Below are 19,351 nucleotides of genomic sequence, written 5' to 3' on the forward strand. Positions count from 1 at the left end.
GCCGCTAGGGCTGCTTGCGCTAGACAATTCTCAAAGTGGAAAAATATATACTTTCTTAATCTTTTAATAAAAAGTGCCCCAATCCTGTTTATTCAAGATTGAGGCACCTTTTTTATACATTTAGAAGCTTTTATCTTCCTTTAACTCTTCCTTGTTGATATACCAATTTTGCACCTGTGAAAGAATAGCAAAGACGAAGAAGAAATTCATCGCCCAGACATTAATGAACGGGGCTAAGCCTCCAAATTCAATTGTTTCAAGGCCTTTCAGCTTCATCACAATCATCGATTCGATAAAAATAAGGATAAAACCCAGTACACCTGCAACAGCCACTCTAAGCATAACGTTCCCCCCAGAAATGTTTAGTTTTCAATATATGTACGATAACAATGTTTTATTTTTGACAATTTCGTGAACTCTTCTCTCTATTATATGGCAAAAAAAGTCTTAACAACACCCCCTAAAATATAAAAAGGTGCCTGACACCCACAAGAAATTCCTGTGGGTGTCAGGCACCAAAGCTTATTTTATTTTCTTAATAAAGACTACCTTCAAATAGTTCCCTTCTGGAAATTCCTTGATGGTCTTGAAATCTGCTGGGAGTGAAAATTCCTCCATTATCTTGTAACGGCCGCCGGATTCCTTAAAGGCCGTATCAATAAAGGTCTTAAACCTGTCCATTCCAAACGCACTGCAATTTGTTGATGCCACAATGGTTCCGTTATCCTCTGTAATCGCAATCGCTTCTTTTAAAAGATTCTTATAGTCCTTCTCCGCACTAAATGTAAACTTCTTTGAGCGGGCAAAGCTGGGGGGATCAAGAATGACCATATCAAATTTCAACTGCTTTTTAAGCGCATATTTAAAGTAATTAAAGACATCCTCGACAATAATCCCTTGTGTCTCCGCATCAATTTCATTGACACGAAATTGCTCCATCGTCTTGCTCCGGCTTCGATTAGCTAAATCGACACTCGTCGTTTTTGTTGCCCCTCCTAAAGCGGCAAAAACAGAAAAAGCCCCAGTATAAGAGAAGGTATTTAATACGGTCTTACCCTTTGCATAGGCATCCCGTATTGTTCGCCTTACATCCCGCTGGTCCAAAAACACGCCGACCATAGCACTTTCATTCAAATAAATGGCGAAATTGACACCATTTTCTTTAACAATAAGCGGGAACTGTCCTCGTTCACCTGCAACAAAGTCATCTTCTTCAATATATTGCCCTTTTTCATCAAAACGCTTTTTCTGATAAATCCCTTTAAATTCAACCAATTCCTCTAAGGCTTGAATGATATAATCGCGAAAATGGTAAATTCCTTTGCTGTACCAGGTTAACAAATAGTACCCAGCAAAGTAATCAATCGTCAAACCACCGATTCCATCCCCTTCGCCATTAAACACCCGAAACGCGGTTGTTTCCGAACTTTGATAAAATGATTCTCTCGCCTTGATGGCCTCTTTCAGTTTATTTTCAAAAAATCGTTGGTCAAAAGAAACACTTTCATTTCTACTTAGCACCCAGCCAAGACCCTTGTTTTGCTTACCATAATAGCCTTTGGCAATAAACGAGTTCCTTTCGTCGACCAGTTTAACAATGGAACCCTCTTTTACGAGGTCATTCACATTGATGATTGCTTCCTTAGATATAAGTGGATAGCCGCTTTTCAGCTTATTAAGAAACTTTGATTTCACCTTTAGACTAACTTCTTTATTCATCGTGTCATCCCATCTATTTTTTTATCCTATTAGAGTATTTTATACAAACTATTGCCTTACCAATCAACAGATCGTGCCGTGACTTTCAAACAATACGGTAATCATAACATGAATGGTGGTTATCCCGTAACAAAACCCGCCACTACTCTAGGGCGGGGTTGATTTTATTTCATATTTATAAATTCCTCAACGGTTAAAATGGTGTCCTTAAACCCGAGTTTCTCCGCCAATTGTGTAATTCCCGGCGGTTCCACATTGGCTTTTTCCAACATTTCCTTTTGTGAAAATACCTGACGTGTATCTCCGTCTAATAGAACCCTGCCTTCATTGAAGACAATTGTTCGTTCAAAGTTTTCAGCGACGAAATCCATATCATGAATAATCGTCATCACTAGTTTATTTCTGTCCTTTAATGTTTTAATGATTTGCCGAATCTTTTCCTTCCCGCTATGATCCTGAGCAATCGTGGGCTCATCCAAAATAATGATATCCGGATCCATGGCGACAATCGAAGCAATACAGAGCAGTTTCTTTTCCGACAAGCTTAAATCGTGTGGATTGCTCTCAAGTTTATCATCAAGCTCAACCATCTTTAACGCTTGGAAGGCGTATTCCCTTGCCCTCGCCTTATCCAATTTAATATTCAGCGGCCCGAACATGACCTCATCCAAAACACTGCGCTTAAAAATTTGGTCATTCGGATTTTGGAACACAAGCCCGATGGTTTTTGCCAATTCAGCAGCAGTTTCCGTTTTTATGTCTCGGTCTTGAATCGTGACTTCCCCTTCATCTGCTTTCAACAGCCCTTTCAAAAGCTTAACAAAGGTTGTCTTTCCGGCTCCGTTTTGACCAATGATTGCGGTCGAACGCTGGTCAAACTCCAAATTAATCCCGGAAAGTAAAGGGGTTCCTTTACCATAGGAAAAGGAAAGATTGGATACCTTTATCATACAACCCTCCCCCTCAATGCCTTTTCTGCGTCCTCCAACGTAACAGGATATTCATCCGTACCAGTTTTTTTAACCCCTAAAGCTTTACATACTCTTGTATAAACAGGCGCACTAATTCCCTGTTCCTCTAGGTCTTCTCTTGAAAAAATTTTCTCCGGTGTAGCAAAATCGACAATTTTTCCATCATTAAGGAGTAAGACCCGATCACAATACTGGGCGACCTTTTCCATTTTATGTTCTGCCAGAATGACCGTTATCCCTTGTTTACTCAAACTTTGTATTGCCTGAAAAACCTCCTCGGAACCGGCTGGATCAAGCTGGGAAGTCGGTTCATCTAAGACAAGAATCTCCGGCTTCATGGCGATAATACTCGCAATCGCCATCCGCTGCATTTGCCCGCCTGATAAGTCAAAAGGATTATGGTTCTTTACCTGCTCAATTTTTAACAAGTTAAGCACTGAATCAATCCGGTCAATGATTTCCGAACGGGGGATGCCGATATTCTCAAGTCCAAAGGCAATTTCCTCATAAACCGTCATCTTCGAGCCCGTCACCTGTGAAAAAGGATTTTGAAAAACCATCCCGACTTTTAACGAAATATCGGCGATGGAGCGATTTTTTACTTCAAGCCCGTCCACTATCACTTTACCACCGTATGCCCCTTTATAGAAATGAGGAACGAGGCCGACCAACGCTTGGCACAATGTCGATTTGCCCGCTGAATTTTTTCCGATGATGCCGATAAATTCCCCTTGCTCCACATGAAAAGTCACATCATTCAGCGCAAGCGCTTCAGCTAATGGATATTTATATTTGAGACCTTCAACGATAATTTTTTTCATAAAAATATCCTCCACGCTAGTGCTGTAACCGTTAGTAAAAGCATTGCAATCTGCAGTGCCCTGCTATACCGATACTTTTTTTCCTCATATAAATAGGTTTTCGGGACCTGGGAATTAAAACCCCGCACCTCTAATGCCATCGCTCTTTCCTTTGTATTGATCAATGACCCAAGGACAACAGGACCAAGTAATGGCAAGAACGCCTTAATCCTGACCAGCAGGTTCCCTTCCGTCTCCATCCCCCGCGCCCGTTGTGCATCCATAATCGTCCCCATTGAAGACATCATTTCTGGGATGATTTGAAAAACAGAACTGATGACGTAGCCGATTCGCGGTGACATTCCTTTTCGGACTAGCGATTCGACAAGGTCCGATGGTTTCGTGGTCAGAATCAGAATCATGAAGGCACCGATAATATTGATGACCCTAAGGGTAATGGTCAAGGCATAGAGCAGCCCCTCTTTATACATCGTTAACGGACCGATTTGAAATAGAACTGTTTCATTTTCAGGTTTGAACATGCCCTGGATGATGACAACCGTAATCAAGATAAGAAAAACAAAGCCAAAAACCGGGATTGTTTTCCTTATCACCTGTGCTGCTAGCAATAAGACAAGACTTATCCCCACAAACAGAAAGGAAATCGTGAACGATGGCAGAATAATAGGAATCAAAATCGCAAAAAGAATGTACCAGAGCTTAGTAATAGGATCGACATCATGGACGAAAGAGGCCCTTTCTTCATATAAGCTAATCGATTTCAAGAACAGTCACCGTCTTTCTTTTTTGCGAAGAGTTTTATTTTGGATGTTTTTAAAATTAATCTTTAGGCTCCTACAGCCACTTTTTCAACCGGACTAAGCCTTATGTGCACTTTTCTTTTTCGGTCATTGGATTTCCTTCTCATTTACCGAGGAGGCCCTCTTTTTACCTTTTCGGGCAATGAAACGCCCTTTCATTTACTGTAAGTGCTCTCTTTTTCCCTTTTCGGTAAATGAACCGCCCTTTCATTTACCGTAAGTGCTCTTTTTTTCCCTTTTCGGTAAATGAACCGCTCTTTCATTTACCGTAAGTGCTCTTTTTTTCCCTTTTCGGGCAATGAACCGTTCTTTCATTTACCGTAAGAGCTCTTTTTTTACCTTTTCGGTAAATGAACCGCCCTTTCATTTACCGTAAGTGCTCTTTTTTTACCTTTTCGGTAAATGAACCGCTCTTTCATTTACCGTAAGTGCTCTTTTTTTCCCTTTTCGGTAAATGAACCGTGCTCCTTGACCGCGAGAGCTTTCTTTTTCAAAAAAGCTTAATCAAGTGTCTCTACTTTATTGTTGTTATTGTATAATTGGACGACATTCCGTGGTAATCCTTTGAAAATACCATAACTAATCAAGACCACTAATAATTTATCCGGTACATCGACGACGATTTCATCTAGCAAGGATGCTAGCCAAGTAGAATCAGTATTTGCTAGAACGTAAGTGAACAAGGCGTCTCCCCAAACGTTCCCTGTTTGTCCGCCCCAGAAGCCGATATTGATTGGTGTCGAAACAACGGTGGCGACAAGTCCAATCAATAAACCAGCGACCACAGCCTTCGACCAACTTGAAATATAGCCCTTGTAAAAAAGCAATCCGACCGCTAAACCAATAGCAACGCTAGTAATTCCATAAACAAATGAAATCGGATCCACAGTCAGGCCGTAAATAATATTGTTAATCGCACCCGCTAATGCGCCGACAATTGGACCACCCAATATCGCCGCTAAGACGGTACCGATGGAATCCAGCCATAACGGCAGCTTCAACAAACCTGCAAATAATTTCCCAATATAGTTGATCCCGACCGCTGCCGGAATCAGAACCAAGGCAGCCGTTGAAAGGCGGAACGACCACATGCTTTGTTTTTTCATTGATTAAACCCCCTATTAATTTTTCAAAGAATGATCATAGGAAACAATCGCTTCGAGTGCGGTGAGGATTTCTAGCTCTTCCCCTCGTTTGCTATTGTTTTTCTCTTCGATATAATCATTGATTCCCCCTTCAAGATCCCCCTCTTTTTCGACAACCACATTTAATATGGAAGCAGTCTTAATGCCGCGCAATCCACCAATCACAAAAAGGGCGGCTGTTTCCATGTCTGAAGCCAGAATTCCCTTCTCTGACCAGTACTTGTCGATTTCTTGTTCTTTATCAGTATAAAAGCTGTCATGACATCTGACAATACCTGTGTAATTTTTTGAGTTATTCTTTTTTGCTGCGTTGATCACATGGAATAGCAATTCAGTGTCTGGGATTGCTGGATAAGCCTTGTTAATATAGGCATAGGACGCTCCGTCATTTCTAACAGCACCGGAAGCAATTACCAGGTCACCTAGACGCAAATAGGGCTGCAAGGCGCCACAGCTTCCGATTCGAATCATCACTTTCACACCGATATTCTTTAACTCTTCGATGGCAATTCCAGCAGACACCCCGCCAATCCCTGTTGAAGTAACTAAAACAGGGATTCCTTTATAGAAACCTTTTATCGTTTTGTATTCCCGGTTGTAGGCACGCACTTCAGGTTGATCTAAAAATTTGGCAACTTCATCGACGCGGTCTGGATCCCCTGGCAGTAATGCGTATTGAATCTCATGGCCGTTACCAATTCTGATATGCGGTTGTAGGTTGGTTTTCATTTTCGTTGGCTCCTTTTGGGTTTCTTTCATTTTTATGATTAATTCGCTGTTCTATTCTAGATGTTGTAGCAATTCAAGGTAGAATGGGGATTTTCCTGTGTAATAAAACATGAGGCAATTTTTGATAAAGGTTCTTCTATGTTCATGTAGGAGTGAATTTACCATTACCTATATAATTCAATTCTACCAAAGTAGGAGGATTTAGTAATTTATTTATAATTCTAATAAAAAAGGTGCCTGACACCCGGGAGGGCTGGCACCTTTTCATTATTTAATCTTTATTTTTTCATTACCCTTAATCCATGACGGATAGGCAGTAAGTTCAAGGGATATAGGGTTTGGCTGGTTTTTTATGTCAGGAATATTAACCCCAATTTCAGCGTACCCCTTCTCCATCCTTCCGCCCATAAAGCTTGTATTCGATTCAATTTGTTTCCCATTGCCATCTGTAATTCTCGTAAAGAGAAAAGAATTGAACTCTTTTTCGATATGGAAATTGAAAATTAGGTCGTTACCTTCAACTCGCAAATCACTTAGATGACCCCCTTTTGGCTGTTTCAAGATTTGAAGTTTTTTTGTATCCACTACAACATTTACTTCATCCTTATCAACGGCTTGGATTTTGTTTAGAACCAGGTATAGCTTTTTGGGCTCCCGGAAGTAGTTGCTTTGTAAGTAAATGATCATCTCTTCAGGTGAAATGTGGCTTGCTACCCACCCATTGCTAATTTTATTCCACGTTTCTCCATTTTCATCGACAAGCCTTAGATCCTCGAAACTTAGAATTCTTTTGGTGTTATTGGGATCCATTTTAACATGAATAGCTGCCCTTAGCGGATAAACATCGGCCCCTAAAAATGAAATCTTTTGTCCTTCGATTTTAACGGTTTTATTTAAAGCGTAAGATTTTTTCTTTTGGATTTCTTTTGTAAGATTAAATTTCAGGGTAAATTCTTCTTTTAGATTTGTCCCTTCTACGCTTACTTTTAATTCAAGTTTCTTCGCTGCTAAGGGTGATTCAAAATTAAATTCAAACATGTCACTATGGGATGTTTCTCCTTTCTCCGAATAAAGAGGGTGCCCCATTGAAATGGTACCGATATCAAGCTTTTTCCCATCTAGACTTTTTAAGCGAACTTTCTCATTTTGCAGCTCCTTCAGTTTTTCCTTCGATTCGAATGTATAAAATAAAACCAGTCCATCTTCATCAGCAATTGCTCCATCGATGGTAAGCTTAATGCCGTTTTTTTCCTGAGATACACCTATTTTTTCATAGTAATTATTTTCAATAGCCAGCATTTTTCCTTTATCATTACGGATGAGATCCACTATTTTTTCCATACCCGGTATAACTGAAATGTAGTTAGCAAATGCCGGTGAAAGACGAATGGAAGTAAAAAAGCCAACGAAAATGATTGCAGCCACCGCCAAGCTGACTAGCCATTTTTTCCGGCGGGATTTCCGTTTCCCTTCTGATTTAGCCTTGTGAAATCCTGCAAATATGGCATCATCCAATGAATCTAGCGGAACTTGGATATTATCATACAAATTTTTTAATTGTTCTTCTTCCTTTTCATACATGGAGATCACCGCCATTTCCCTCAAGTTTATCCCGCAGTGCTTTCAAGGCTTTGTTCAGCCACGTTTTAACCGTTCCTTCCGGGCATTGGAGCGTCGCAGCAATATCCTTTATTTTCATATCTTGAAAATATTTCAATGTTAAAATTTCGCGGGAACGCTCATCCAAGCCGAGCATGGCATCTTTTAGTTCCATTTCGGTATGGTTCTCCGAATTGCCCTGCAGGTTTAAAAGTTCATCATTTAATACAACGCGTTTTTTCTTTTTCAATTGATCATTGCAGTAATTCATCATGATGCGAATCAGCCATGTTTTAAAATATGCAGCATCCTTAACGGATTTCATATTTTTATAGGCACGATATGTCACCTCTTGAATGGCCTCAAGCGCCTCCTCTTCATTTCTTAAAAAAGAAAGAGCTGTTTTATATAAATCTATTTTGTATAGCTGAATCAGCTGCAAAAAAGCAGCATCATCGCCTTTGATCGCGTCCTTCACTAATTGCTCACCAGCACTCAAGCCTTCGCCCCCTCACAACCCTGTTGTACTACATATTAGACCATTGAAAAGGAAAAAGGTTTTGCCATTTGTAAAAAAATTTTTGGCGTCAGGCACCAGGGCATAATTTTGGCGACAATTTAAGGCTGTCGAATATGCTTCGACAGCCTTAGTTGTTTATTATTCAGCCCGCTGGCCGGCTTCCTTTTTTAAAGATTACTCAATGATTTTGATGATGTCCTGGTCAAAGCTTTCTACGCCTTTATTGAAGGTGAGTTTGGTTTTGAAACGGTATGAAATTTCCTTTGATGTTGCAGGAACAGAATCTGGTAGTTGGAAGGTAAAATCAACCTTATTCGCCTCTTCTGAATCAATCACTGTTGACCACGAAATAGTCGTGCGATCAATTACTTTTTCACTGCCATCAGTATGGTTTATTAACAGCAAATCACAATCAATTTGTTTGATTTGCTGTTCAATTGTCCCGCCTTTTATCAAAAAATAGCCGCGGACAGAATCTCCAGGCCGAAACTTTTCTTTTTCCAGGATAAGATTGATTTCCGCCGAGCCAATACCTAGCAACGACAAATATTTCCTTAATAGCAATTTAAAATCCTCCTGAGTTATTTTTTCATTTGATGTAACATTCCATTATATGACTCAACATTTTTTTCATCCCTCCGCATTTCATTTATTTATTACATGAAAAAAAGGAGCTTAGAGGTGGTCTCCAAACTCTTATCTTTTTGAAATTTGAACGTATCCCCCAGCCTCTGATTCCAACCATCCGGCAGCCAGGAACTAAGTCAGTTAATCTGTGTTATTATTTATTTATTGTAATTTCATTTTAAATTATTTGTCAGGAGATGACTGTTTTGATTCATTACAAAGGGCTCCATCACGTTAGTTTAACAGTTACAAATCTAGAACGAGCAAGGAATTTTTACGGGAAAATCTTGTGTTTAAAAGAATTACAACGTCCGAATTTTGATTTTTCTGGTGCTTGGTATGAAATTGAGCAACAACAGCTTCACCTTATTGTTTTACCCTCATCACAGACTATTCGCAAGGATAAAAGTTTGAGCAGTAGGGAAGGTCATTTTGCTCTTAGGATTGATAATTACAACGATACCCTTAACTGGCTGCAGAATAATGGCGTTGAAATTCTAGAAAAACCCAATAGCGTTAGTGGGTTTGCGCAAATATTCTGCGCTGACCCTGATGGTAATTTAGTCGAACTAAACGTTGATCGAAATGATATTTGATACAGCTGCTCGATAATTCTCTTCATTTTTCACGATGACCAGGACTTATACTGCCGTGTCCATGATGAACGCCATGGCCTGGATAATACCCGGTGTGTCCATGATGGTAGCCATGCCCCGGATAATAGCCACCGTGTCCGTGATGATAGCCGTGACCTGGATGATATCCAACTGGGGTTGGGTAATACCCGCCATGTCCATGGTGATAGCCCTGACCGTGAGCTGGGTTATACGTGCCGTGTCCATGGTGATACCCTTGACCATGACCTGGGTTGTACGTGTCATGTCCATGGTGATAGCTCTGACCATGACCTGGATTATACGTGCCGTGCCCATGGTGATAGCCTTGTGCTGGATTACCAGCGTATTGTCTCTCCATTTATATCCCCTCCTCTTCTGCTTGTTGCTAAATAGTGTATGTGGGGATACTCAAAGAGGAATAGATACTTGCCCAATAACTGGGACTAAGCAGCGAAAGCCCAATGTTGTTTTTGCAGTGGAAGATAAATATATGAAAATGGCACACTTCATTGATTCCAATACCTACATTAAAAAGCGATTACATAACTACGTTGGCGTCGTGCTGGGTGTAGATTCGACGGAAAGATTAAAGACGTTTTCTCCTTTTATATGGAGGAAGTCGTTTAAATGGAAGAAGGCCGTCCTGAAAGCTTGGAGGAACATCTTCATAACTTCCACATAACTTCCCTATAACTTCTCCATATGTTTCTTTTAATATAAAGGTAAGTTAATTAGGAAATGGTTCGAAAAGCTCATTTCTTAAAACTTCCCATTTTGGATTGGTGCCTGACACCAATCTCTTTTTTTGTCTAATATTCCACTAAAAATCAGCCACCACTTCGTGTGATGGCTGACAGCCTGCCAATCTAGCAATTTATTTAATTAACTCCTACCTGTGTCCAAGCCGATGCAACTGCATTATACTGTGTGCTGCCCGTGCCATACAAATCGGCTGCCGAAGCAAGAAGAGCGGCACGTGCATTGCTAAAGTTACTCTTAGGGGAAAGATAGACGGTTAGCGCACGATAATAAATTTTCTCCGCCGTTGCAGTCCCTAGTTTTGATATTGTTAAATAGGCTGCCTTGTTTGGAATCCCGCTGTTTGTATGGACACCACCATTATCAGAGGTAGTATTTACAAATTTATTCATATGATCCGGCTGTCCATAAAGGCCAGGGTCGGATAGACTGCGGAGGGCATCGCCAGTTTTATTCGGCGTATACACATCTTCACCAATCAAGTAATTCTTTTTATCTAGAAATACCCCGAACGTATCAGAAATTGATTCATTTAATGCACCGGATTGGTATTGGTATTCTAACCCCGCTGTTCTTTCTGTTACCGCATGAGTCAATTCATGGGCAACCACATCTAGTGCACCAGATAATGATCTAAAGGTTGTTCCATCGCCATCACCATACACCATTTGCGCTCCGTTCCAGAAGGCATTGTTGTAATTTCTGCTGTAGTGTACCGTTGAGCGAATTGTTGCACCCTTATTGTCAAAGCTGTTTCGATTATGAGTATTCTTGAAATAATCATAGACAACACCCGCATAATAATGTGCATCGACATCGGCCCTCTGTACGGCAGCATTAAAATTATTATCAGGGTCCACAGAATAATTACCAGGTAATGAGGTTGAATTAGCTGCCGTTCTTGTTTCAATCACACCCGTCATCGCTTTGGTCGTATCATACAAATAGTAGGTGCCACTTGATAAATAGGTATTAAGTGGTTTTGTGTCTCCCAAAACGCCAACTCCGCTGCCCGCATCATTCACGGCATTATAGGAATCTAGGACATTACCATTTACTGCATCCACATATACCACCCAGTTCGCCGGGTATGGCTGAATAAATTGGAGGGTTGTTTTATAGGCTAAGTAAAAGTCATTGTCTTTTTTATAAACCACTAGATCTGCTTTTTCGACGGTATCTTCAAACTTTTTCCCATCAGGGCCCGCTTCGGTATTCGTTTCTGTTTCTGCTTTGGTTACCTTAATCGACTTCCATGCCTTATCCATGGCATCATTTTCGGTCATTTTCGTTTTCAGGGCCCCTTTGAAATAAGCGGAGGCTTCTGGGAAGACATCACCATTTACAGCAGTAACAATCCCAGCTTTATCGGTATGAACCTTAAACTGTGCCCCATCAACGGGAATTCCCTGAACAGATTGAACAAAATTATAGTGGGTACTTCCTAGCTCGTCCTTTTGGACATCAATTAATGTCAAATCTTTATCGGTGTCTACTTGGTAAAGCTCTTTATTTTCTTTTAAAAATTGCTTAATGGCATCCTTATCTTTATGGGCTTTAGTCGATAACTTTCCGTGGACGAAGGTCGGAACGTTTTGCCCCTTTTTCCAGTTAACCAATGCATCCTTACCAAACAGCTTCGCTTCCTTCATGACGGTAACATTATTTGGAATCGATTTTGCTGCAGCAGTAATCGGCAACACAGCCCCCACTGTTAATCCCAATGCCAGAACAAGTGATGTTCGCTTTTTCATCGTTTCCCAGCCTCCTAATGATATAGTTTGTTTAGAATTTTCTAAATAAATAATACCATGGGAAACCGACCTGCTTAATTGGGAAAAAAGTGATGGACAAGGTGTCAGGCACCAGCGAAATTTTAGCTATTCTACTAAAAATCCCAACGCCTATTTCAATTAAGGCGTTGGGAAAAATTTAGCTATTATTTTTTTTGGATTCAAATTAGAAAAATATTTTTCAATAAAAGGTTCCTCTTCTTTAATGATTACCCTATTCATAGAGGCAGTCATTTGCCCTCTTCAACTTTTGGATTGCCAATTATAAAAAGGCTGTTTTTGCAAAGATTGTTGTTATAAAACTAGATTAAACTCAATAACGGTCTATTTTTTGTGTAAAATTACACTTATATCTTTCATTTATTTGACGAGTCAGCCTCAATGGGCGAATTTTGATTTCCAATGGGCGAATTTCAGGGTTCTATGGGCGAATTGGAAGGTTCAATGAGCGAATTTCAGAGTTTAATGGGCGAATCATTTCTTACCCTTAAGAACTGGAATACCAAAATTAATTTACCATTATCCAGAAAAGGTGTTTGTTCCATCCTACCAAAAAGTGCCACATTAACAAGGAATGTGGCCGGGTTCGCGTTGCAGGGAGCCTGCAAGTTAAAAAACCGAACCTATTTGTCTGCTATCTTTTTGATGACCTTACCGCTATTATCATAAAATGTGAAGGTTTGCCCTGAAGGTCCTTGGCAATCCGAAGCATCAGGTTCAAGATTGAAATACCATAATTTCAAGTCTTTAGCATCCTTTAGATAGGGGGCTAATGGCAATACTTCCGCTTTGTTCTTTCCTATTTTAACTTTACTAATATCAGGAGTTTTCGTAATCACCGTTGCAACACAATTGTAGTAAAAATGATATTCCATATCGTTTTCATTCATTTTCTTTATTGTTTCATTATCAATCCGATAAACAGATGGCGATGTCCAAAGAAAAAATTCTTTTCGAAAACGGAGCTGATAGATTTTGTTTTCATCTGCCAAATAGAGTAATCTGTTATCAGCCGGTTCAATCTTTTTAACATTCTCTAAAAGCTCTCTCGTCAGTTCCGGTTCCCTGTTATCGCTCAGCCATGCTTGGTACGCTCTTTCCTTCGTAAAATAACCATCTTTAAAAAACAAATCTCCCGTTTTCAAAAAATAAATGAACCAAAAAAGTAAAAATGCAATCAGAATGAAAATTAATATCCGTGTTATTTTCATTTTTCCCCCTACAAGATTATTAAATCTTCATCTCCGTTTATAACGGTTGATTATTTTTCAATGCCCTTTCAATGATTTAAAAATTTATCCGTAGCACTCCAGTATTAACCATTTGAATCTTGAACAAGAGAATCTCCTTGCATCCAAAATGCGACACCCACCCATTGTTCCTTTTGACTGCGTTTGAAAAAGAAGTTTGTTCCGTTATGCTCTTTGTCACTTTCGAATTTCCTCTATCTTTTTATAGAGACGGAATGCAATGTAAATGGTTACAGTTTTTGGCTAATATTTTTTAAAACCGCATCCTACTAATTGACAGTCTCATATTTTTTATATTTGAAAAAATTGTTTGGTAAGTCATTCCTCTTCTTAAAAACGAATTACACATCCCTATAATTTGGATAATTGGATAAATAAAAGAAGAAGAACCCTTGGCTCTTCTGCAAGTAATAAAAAGCAACAAACCTTGTAGATTCAGCCATTCTAATCCTTACCAATATCTTTTCTCCTTTTTTAAATCTTGGGCTCCATTTATAACGGGTAACTATTTTTTGTTAGCGCCAAATAATTTACCCCAAAAGCTCTGCTTTTTCGGTTCTGACTTCGTGGATGATTGCTGCACTTTTTCCTCAACTTCAAGTATTCCTTTTTGTTTTGCTTCGCTGATCCAGCTTGGGAATTCGTTTAATAACGAATCGTAAAGCTGATCATCAGAAATCTTATCTATTTCTTCGATTTGCAAAAAGTTTGCGTTATCAACAATTCGACCTTCCATGGTGTCTAATTTCCTTAGAAATTCAAAATTACCATTTCCAATTCCAACAAACTGCCAAAATATCGGATATTTCGCGGAGCTTTCAATGATTGGCTTAATTGATTTCTTGCAGCCTCCATCATTGATAAAAACAATATAAGCTGGATCCGTGCTTGGTTCCTCTTCAAGATACTTTCTTAACACATCCTTCATCACGGGCGGTTCATCATTTCTGCCGAATTTATGTACTAATTCATCCTCAAGGATAATCCGATTAACATAGTCGTCAAAGTCCCTCTCTGTAACGGGTTTTAATCTAGAAAACTCATTATCATAGACCCATACATCCAACATACCGTCATCATCAAACTGGGAGGCAATTGCCAAAATTCGTTCGACTACCTTTTGGACAGTCCCATTCTTGTACAAGTTTCTCATTGAGCCCGTAATATCTAAAACCAGCCCCACTCTAGCCGTTACCGTTGCTAGCTTCTTTTTTTCTAAAACAATCTTTACGCTCTTTTTCTGTAAATCTATTGTCGCCATTTCCCATCCTCCTTAATTTTTTCCCTTTCAGCCTTTTTTCGCTATCGAAGCAAAATCGTTACTCCAATTCAATTCCAGTTTGTTAAATCCCTGCAAATCATTAATACATTTCCATCAGGGTCTTTAAAGACAAAATAAAAATCATCCTGGATTTCGGTCATTAGTTCCACTTTATTTTCTTTCAAAAATTGATAAGATGCTTGAAGATCATCTGTTACGAATTGGATGGATGGAACCTGATAAGTAGATAGATTATTATTTTCATCTCTCCACATTGGCATCGTATCTAAAATTAATCCTGCCGTTCCATCCATTGGTGCAGTAAATAAATGACCAAAATGAATTTCCCCGCCTGTTAACCCAAGTATATTACTATACCATTTTTTCGATTTTTCAATATCACGAACGGGCACAAACACTCCACCAATACGATTTTTTATTGGTGTTTTATTAGTAGGTTTATTCATTAGAAACAACTCCCCTATGTTTGATGATTTCTTTAGTGATTTTCATTATTAACATTTGTGGTAAGAGTATCACTGAAAAAAAAGAAGTGGGGAATGCTTTTTAAGCATTTTTGTTTTAAGGTAAAATGTAACTTTCATTTTATTCAATCACAACCTAATACCAAAATGTTCTTTTAATGCATTTATACCTTTTGGTGTAAGATGAACGGCACGGTTCTTGTCTGCTTTTGTAATCCATCCATGATCAAAAAAACAAGTGGCAATTGCCGAGCCTAACCAGCCGGAAATATGATAGCGTCTTTCACTCCAATCAAGACAGGGCTTTGCAAAAATTCTCCTTTTTGTATTTGCTTCTTCTATATTAATTCCAAATTGAAAAAACCACTCTTTTCCTTTCTTTGTTACGGCATATAAACCATCCTCAAGATATAAAATTTCTTTTTCAATTAAAGCTTCGGTTACTTTTACACCAAGATCTCCTGCAAGATGATCATAACAAGTTCGGCCAAAACGGACCTGTTTTAATTGGCTAGACTGTCGTAAAGATCGAATTTCAACTGGGGGTGCGATTGTTCCTAACTTTTCGATCACTTCCGCTACTTCTTTACTGGCAAGTCGGTAATAGCGGTGTCTACCGTGTTGCTCCATCACAAGTAAATTTCCTTCAACCAATTTAGCAAGATGGGAACTAATGGTTGGATGTGATACTTTCGCCATATAAGCTAATTCGCTAGCTGGAAGTGCCTGTCCATTCATTAGACTATCTAAAATGATGGCTCTTGTTTGTTCAGCCATTAGTTTTGCAATATATGAAAAATCCGGATATACATTCATATTTCGATGATACCCTAAATGTATTTTTATTACAATGATACTAGATTTGACAACAAGGAGGAATTTAGTATGAATGCAATTGATCTCAGTATATTGAATTTACAAGAGACCCGTCGGCGCACCATTATTTTATGGAGGTCTCTTCCCGATAGCTGGATGGACTGGCGACCCGATAAAGAAGCGATGTCCTTTGGAGAAATAATTCGTCATGTATGGAGTGCAAGTTTCTATTATCATATGGTTTTAAAAAATAGCGCGTCAGTTAAAGATGAAACACCTGCTCCATTCGAGCAAGAACCTATCATATCTATTGAAAAGGAGATTGAACTATCGAAACCGTATTTTGATGATTTTATTGCATATGTTGAATCCCTTACAGTTGAGGAGTTAGAGTCTAGACTTATTGATCGCAGTGACGTTGGCTATCAGCGATATTTAGGAGACATGCTTTTACGGATTGCCTACCATGATGCGGTTCATACGGGTCAATTTCTACAGTACTTACGAATGATTGGTTTGGAGAGACCCTTGATATGGGACTAAAATAATTGTTCAGCTCACTGGTTTATTTCTTAAGATGGAGATAACTGCAACTTTTGTTGATCAACGAAAACTAAAAAATGGCTTGGAAAATATTCCGAGCCATTTTTTGTACTTCTATTGCGGATTCATAAATGAATTTTTTGTTATTTTATGTTTGACTTTGCGTTTTACATTTTTTGAAGACTTTTCCTCATAAGGGATGCTATTTGTTTATTATCTTGATTGGAACTGTTTTCTAGTTGTTTAATAACTAACTCTTGTCGTTCTAAAGGATGGTTCTGACTTAATTTAGCTTTTGCTTCAATTTTTGTGATGTTTATTTTGAACGCTACAATTCCTTTACTCATTCCCTCGATAAAACTGGGTTCTATATCATGTAAATTGTACGGACTATCGGGGCTTTCATACTTATTTACCATGTCATTTAACGAATCAAATATTACTTTTCCATCTTCCAAAATCTCCATCTTTCCATATACATGGATTGATACATAATTCCAAGTAGGTACTGCCTTCGATGTTTCATACCAAGATGGTGAAATATAACAGTGAGGACCTTGGAAAACCACAAGAACTTGTTGGGTTGCTACATCCTTCCACTGCTCGTTCGGGCGTGCAAAATGGCCATATAAAGCACTTTCATCTTTATTTAAAATTAGTGGAAGATGAGTAGCGTATGGTTCTCCCTTATGCTGTGAAAATAATGTAGCAAAACTGTATTTTTCGATAAAGTCATAAATCATTTCTTCATCTTCGATTTTAAAATGTTTTGGTATATACATATGATTCCGCCTCGTTTCTAATAGTTTAACAAGATTCAAAGTGTTCTAATCATGTCAAAAATTTTTAAATCGCCCACACCTCTTTTAATAACCGAATTCCATGCTTTATTTGCTCCTCAGTTAAACCACCAAAACCTAATAAGACCATCGGCTCTCGGTCAGGCTGATTATTCTCATAATAAACAGAGGTTGGATACACCTGCACTTTATATGCCTTAGCCCTTTCAATTAATTCTTTTTCCGATAGTTGGTTTTGAACGCTTAATAAAATGTGTAAGCCTGCATCATCACCAATTATGGTGGCTTGTTGGCCCATATATTTTTCAATTGATTGAACCAGCGCAGTTTGCTTCTTACGATAGACCGTTCGCATTTTATTTAAATGCCGTTCCCAATGCCCATTGATCATAAATTGCGACAACGTATGTTGATGCAGTCTGGAAACAGTCTGTTTGTAGATGGTAAAATGGCTTTTATATTTTTCTAGTAAGCTACTGGGTAAGACCATAAAACTTATGCGGATTGAAGGAATCAATGATTTTGAAAAAGTCCCTAAATAGATGACTTTACCATTACGATCTAACCCCTGTAAGGACGGAATTGGTTTTCCCTTATAGCGAAATTCCCCGTCATAATCGTCTTCAATAATATACCGACCATCTTCCTCGGCCCATTTTAATAATTCCATTCTCCTTATAATCGGCATGACCATGCCATTTGGAAATTGGTGGGAAGGGGTTACGTACGTGACATTCGCTTTACTGCTGAATAAATGTTTGATATCAACCCCGTCTTGATCAAGTGGAATCGACCTTAAGGTAACTCCTTGGTCTTTAAAAGCTTCTCTTGTTCGATGAAATCCTGGATCCTCCATTGAATAAATCGCATCTCTCCCGATAATCATCGTTAACACACCAATTAAATATTGGGTGCCGGCACCGATGATAATCTGATTGGCCGAACACCTTACACCTCTAGATTGATATAAATATTTAGCGATTGCCTCCCTGAGTGGTAATTCTCCTTGAGGTTCACCATTCAAAAAATAGGAACTTTCCTCTTCATACAGGCTTTGAATCGTTAACCTTCGCCAAATGGAATGCGGGAAATGTTCAAGCGCAATTTCCCCATGACTAAAGTCTACTTCGTATTGCACAATTTCTTCAACTAATACTTTTGTAGATTTAGGTGCATTGTTAGAGTGAAGAAACAAATCGCGATTAAGTTCCTTTACGTAAATTCCCTTTCTTTCTTCACTTTCTACATATCCTTCTGCCAATAATTGATCATATGCCGTTTCAACAGTATTTTGACTGATTCCCAGATAATGAGACAGTTTCCTTTTTGAAGGCAGTTTTTCCCCGGGTTCGATTTTTCCCGTTTGAATATCTTTTTTAAAAAAGTTATAGAGTTGAATATATAACGGTTCCCCACTGCCGTGATCGAAATCCAAAGTTATCTCTAACACACTCTGTCCCTCCCCACAATCTGATATGGTTAATTACATTATATCTGACCCTTTTGGCCATATCAGTTATTTTCTATAATCATAGATATAAAAACTGGAAGGGATGTTGAAGAAGATGAATTTTTCAGATGGTAAAGGAATTGATTTTAAAGTCGGCGCAGCCGTTACTGCAGAGGCGTTATCAGATGTGTTCAAAAAATCAGGGATAAGACGACCTGTTGATGACCTGCCCCGCTTGCAACGAATGATTGAACATGCTAATCTGCTCATTACCGCATGGGATGAACAAAAATTAGTGGGTGTCGCAAGATCGGTCACAGATTTCAGCTATTGCTGTTATTTGTCAGATTTGGCGGTGAATAAAGACTATCAAAAACAGGGAATTGGCAAGGAATTAGTCAGACTGGTCCAAGAACAAATTGGCGACGAAGTCACCTTATTGCTCCTATCCGCCCCGGCTGCAATGGAATATTATCCGCGAATTGGATTTGATAAAGTAGAAAATGGATTTATCATTCCGAGGATGAAGTAAAAACAAGTAAACCACTTCGTATGAAGGGTATTGTATGGTAACGCTGATTCATAACTCTTTAAGAGCTCTTATTAAAGACATTTTCTCCTCTTTCCCGAGCAGTTTTGTCTTTTA

The 19,351-nt window shown here is 38.9% G+C and carries 21 protein-coding genes; 3 read left to right on the plus strand and 18 right to left on the minus strand.

The window, feature by feature from the left end:
* Positions 1-120: 120 nt before the first annotated feature.
* The 10 genes from BSO02S_RS23135 to BSO02S_RS23180 form a co-directional block, all read right to left on the minus strand.
* Entirely contained in the window at positions 121-342 is a 222-nt protein-coding gene (locus tag BSO02S_RS23135; protein WP_066073309.1) for a hypothetical protein, read from the minus strand.
* Between the two features lie 180 nt (positions 343-522).
* Positions 523-1,719 carry a class I SAM-dependent rRNA methyltransferase gene (locus BSO02S_RS23140; protein ID WP_066073312.1) on the minus strand — a complete coding sequence of 399 codons (1,197 nt, stop codon included), beginning with the start codon at positions 1,717-1,719 and terminating at the stop codon, positions 523-525.
* A gap of 164 nt (positions 1,720-1,883) precedes the next feature.
* Positions 1,884-2,669 (minus strand): energy-coupling factor ABC transporter ATP-binding protein, encoded by a 786-nt coding sequence (locus BSO02S_RS23145; RefSeq protein ID WP_066073315.1) that lies wholly within the window; start codon positions 2,667-2,669, stop codon positions 1,884-1,886.
* On the minus strand, positions 2,666-3,511 hold the full coding sequence (locus BSO02S_RS23150; RefSeq protein WP_066073318.1) for an energy-coupling factor ABC transporter ATP-binding protein: 846 nt from the start codon (positions 3,509-3,511) through the stop codon (positions 2,666-2,668). Before BSO02S_RS23150 ends, BSO02S_RS23145 begins: the two co-directional genes overlap by 4 nt.
* Positions 3,508-4,275, minus strand: coding sequence for an energy-coupling factor transporter transmembrane component T family protein (locus BSO02S_RS23155; protein ID WP_066073322.1), 768 nt, complete (start codon positions 4,273-4,275; stop codon positions 3,508-3,510). Before BSO02S_RS23155 ends, BSO02S_RS23150 begins: the two co-directional genes overlap by 4 nt.
* A gap of 536 nt (positions 4,276-4,811) precedes the next feature.
* Positions 4,812-5,417 carry an ECF transporter S component gene (locus BSO02S_RS23160; protein WP_066073325.1) on the minus strand — a complete coding sequence of 202 codons (606 nt, stop codon included), beginning with the start codon at positions 5,415-5,417 and terminating at the stop codon, positions 4,812-4,814.
* A 15-nt stretch (positions 5,418-5,432) separates the two neighbouring features.
* On the minus strand, positions 5,433-6,185 hold the full coding sequence (locus tag BSO02S_RS23165) for a nucleoside phosphorylase (RefSeq protein WP_066073328.1): 753 nt from the start codon (positions 6,183-6,185) through the stop codon (positions 5,433-5,435).
* Positions 6,186-6,452: 267 nt separating this feature from the next.
* Complete coding sequence (locus BSO02S_RS23170) at positions 6,453-7,766, minus strand: DUF4179 domain-containing protein (RefSeq protein ID WP_066073331.1); 1,314 nt, start codon at positions 7,764-7,766, stop codon at positions 6,453-6,455.
* The gene (locus BSO02S_RS23175; RefSeq protein ID WP_066073334.1) at positions 7,759-8,283 is read right to left on the minus strand and encodes a sigma-70 family RNA polymerase sigma factor; all 525 of its coding nucleotides are present in this window, start codon (positions 8,281-8,283) and stop codon (positions 7,759-7,761) included. The genes BSO02S_RS23170 and BSO02S_RS23175 overlap by 8 nt, the downstream gene beginning before the upstream one ends.
* A gap of 195 nt (positions 8,284-8,478) precedes the next feature.
* Positions 8,479-8,868 (minus strand): sporulation protein, encoded by a 390-nt coding sequence (locus BSO02S_RS23180; RefSeq protein WP_066073337.1) that lies wholly within the window; start codon positions 8,866-8,868, stop codon positions 8,479-8,481.
* A 269-nt stretch (positions 8,869-9,137) separates the two neighbouring features.
* On the opposite strand from BSO02S_RS23180, the gene BSO02S_RS23185 reads away from it, so the two are divergent.
* Positions 9,138-9,527, plus strand: a complete 390-nt coding sequence (locus tag BSO02S_RS23185; RefSeq protein ID WP_066073340.1) for a VOC family protein — start codon at positions 9,138-9,140, stop codon at positions 9,525-9,527.
* Positions 9,528-9,549: 22 nt separating this feature from the next.
* Here the strand turns inward: BSO02S_RS23185 and BSO02S_RS23190 are convergent, their stop codons facing one another.
* The 6 genes from BSO02S_RS23190 to BSO02S_RS23220 form a co-directional block, all read right to left on the minus strand.
* Entirely contained in the window at positions 9,550-9,906 is a 357-nt protein-coding gene (locus BSO02S_RS23190) for a hypothetical protein (RefSeq protein WP_066073349.1), read from the minus strand.
* Positions 9,907-10,426: 520 nt separating this feature from the next.
* The gene (locus BSO02S_RS23200; protein ID WP_066073356.1) at positions 10,427-12,061 is read right to left on the minus strand and encodes a M4 family metallopeptidase; all 1,635 of its coding nucleotides are present in this window, start codon (positions 12,059-12,061) and stop codon (positions 10,427-10,429) included.
* 662 nt (positions 12,062-12,723) lie between these two features.
* Positions 12,724-13,311, minus strand: a complete 588-nt coding sequence (locus tag BSO02S_RS23205) for a hypothetical protein (protein WP_066073361.1) — start codon at positions 13,309-13,311, stop codon at positions 12,724-12,726.
* Between the two features lie 544 nt (positions 13,312-13,855).
* Positions 13,856-14,611 (minus strand): vWA domain-containing protein, encoded by a 756-nt coding sequence (locus BSO02S_RS23210; protein ID WP_066073364.1) that lies wholly within the window; start codon positions 14,609-14,611, stop codon positions 13,856-13,858.
* Positions 14,612-14,679: 68 nt separating this feature from the next.
* The gene (locus tag BSO02S_RS23215; RefSeq protein ID WP_066073367.1) at positions 14,680-15,078 is read right to left on the minus strand and encodes a VOC family protein; all 399 of its coding nucleotides are present in this window, start codon (positions 15,076-15,078) and stop codon (positions 14,680-14,682) included.
* A gap of 147 nt (positions 15,079-15,225) precedes the next feature.
* Positions 15,226-15,912, minus strand: coding sequence for an ArsR/SmtB family transcription factor (locus tag BSO02S_RS23220; RefSeq protein ID WP_066073370.1), 687 nt, complete (start codon positions 15,910-15,912; stop codon positions 15,226-15,228).
* Positions 15,913-15,981: 69 nt separating this feature from the next.
* Here BSO02S_RS23220 and BSO02S_RS23225 point away from each other — a divergent pair, with 69 nt between their 5' ends.
* Positions 15,982-16,455 carry a DinB family protein gene (locus tag BSO02S_RS23225; protein ID WP_066073374.1) on the plus strand — a complete coding sequence of 158 codons (474 nt, stop codon included), beginning with the start codon at positions 15,982-15,984 and terminating at the stop codon, positions 16,453-16,455.
* A gap of 167 nt (positions 16,456-16,622) precedes the next feature.
* On the opposite strand, the gene BSO02S_RS23230 is transcribed toward BSO02S_RS23225, so the two are convergent.
* Together BSO02S_RS23230 and pdxR are read right to left on the minus strand one after the other, a co-directional pair.
* The gene (locus BSO02S_RS23230) at positions 16,623-17,237 is read right to left on the minus strand and encodes an FMN-binding negative transcriptional regulator (protein ID WP_066073377.1); all 615 of its coding nucleotides are present in this window, start codon (positions 17,235-17,237) and stop codon (positions 16,623-16,625) included.
* A 64-nt stretch (positions 17,238-17,301) separates the two neighbouring features.
* Positions 17,302-18,705: a MocR-like pyridoxine biosynthesis transcription factor PdxR gene (pdxR, locus tag BSO02S_RS23235; protein WP_066073379.1), complete on the minus strand. Its 1,404-nt coding sequence runs from the start codon at positions 18,703-18,705 to the stop codon at positions 17,302-17,304.
* A gap of 115 nt (positions 18,706-18,820) precedes the next feature.
* Between pdxR and BSO02S_RS23240 the strand changes: the two genes are divergently transcribed.
* Entirely contained in the window at positions 18,821-19,237 is a 417-nt protein-coding gene (locus tag BSO02S_RS23240) for a GNAT family N-acetyltransferase (protein WP_066073380.1), read from the plus strand.
* Positions 19,238-19,351: the final 114 nt, after the last annotated feature.

Source organism: Neobacillus soli NBRC 102451, from assembly GCF_001591665.1.
Taxonomy (GTDB): domain Bacteria; phylum Bacillota; class Bacilli; order Bacillales; family Cytobacillaceae; genus Neobacillus; species Neobacillus soli.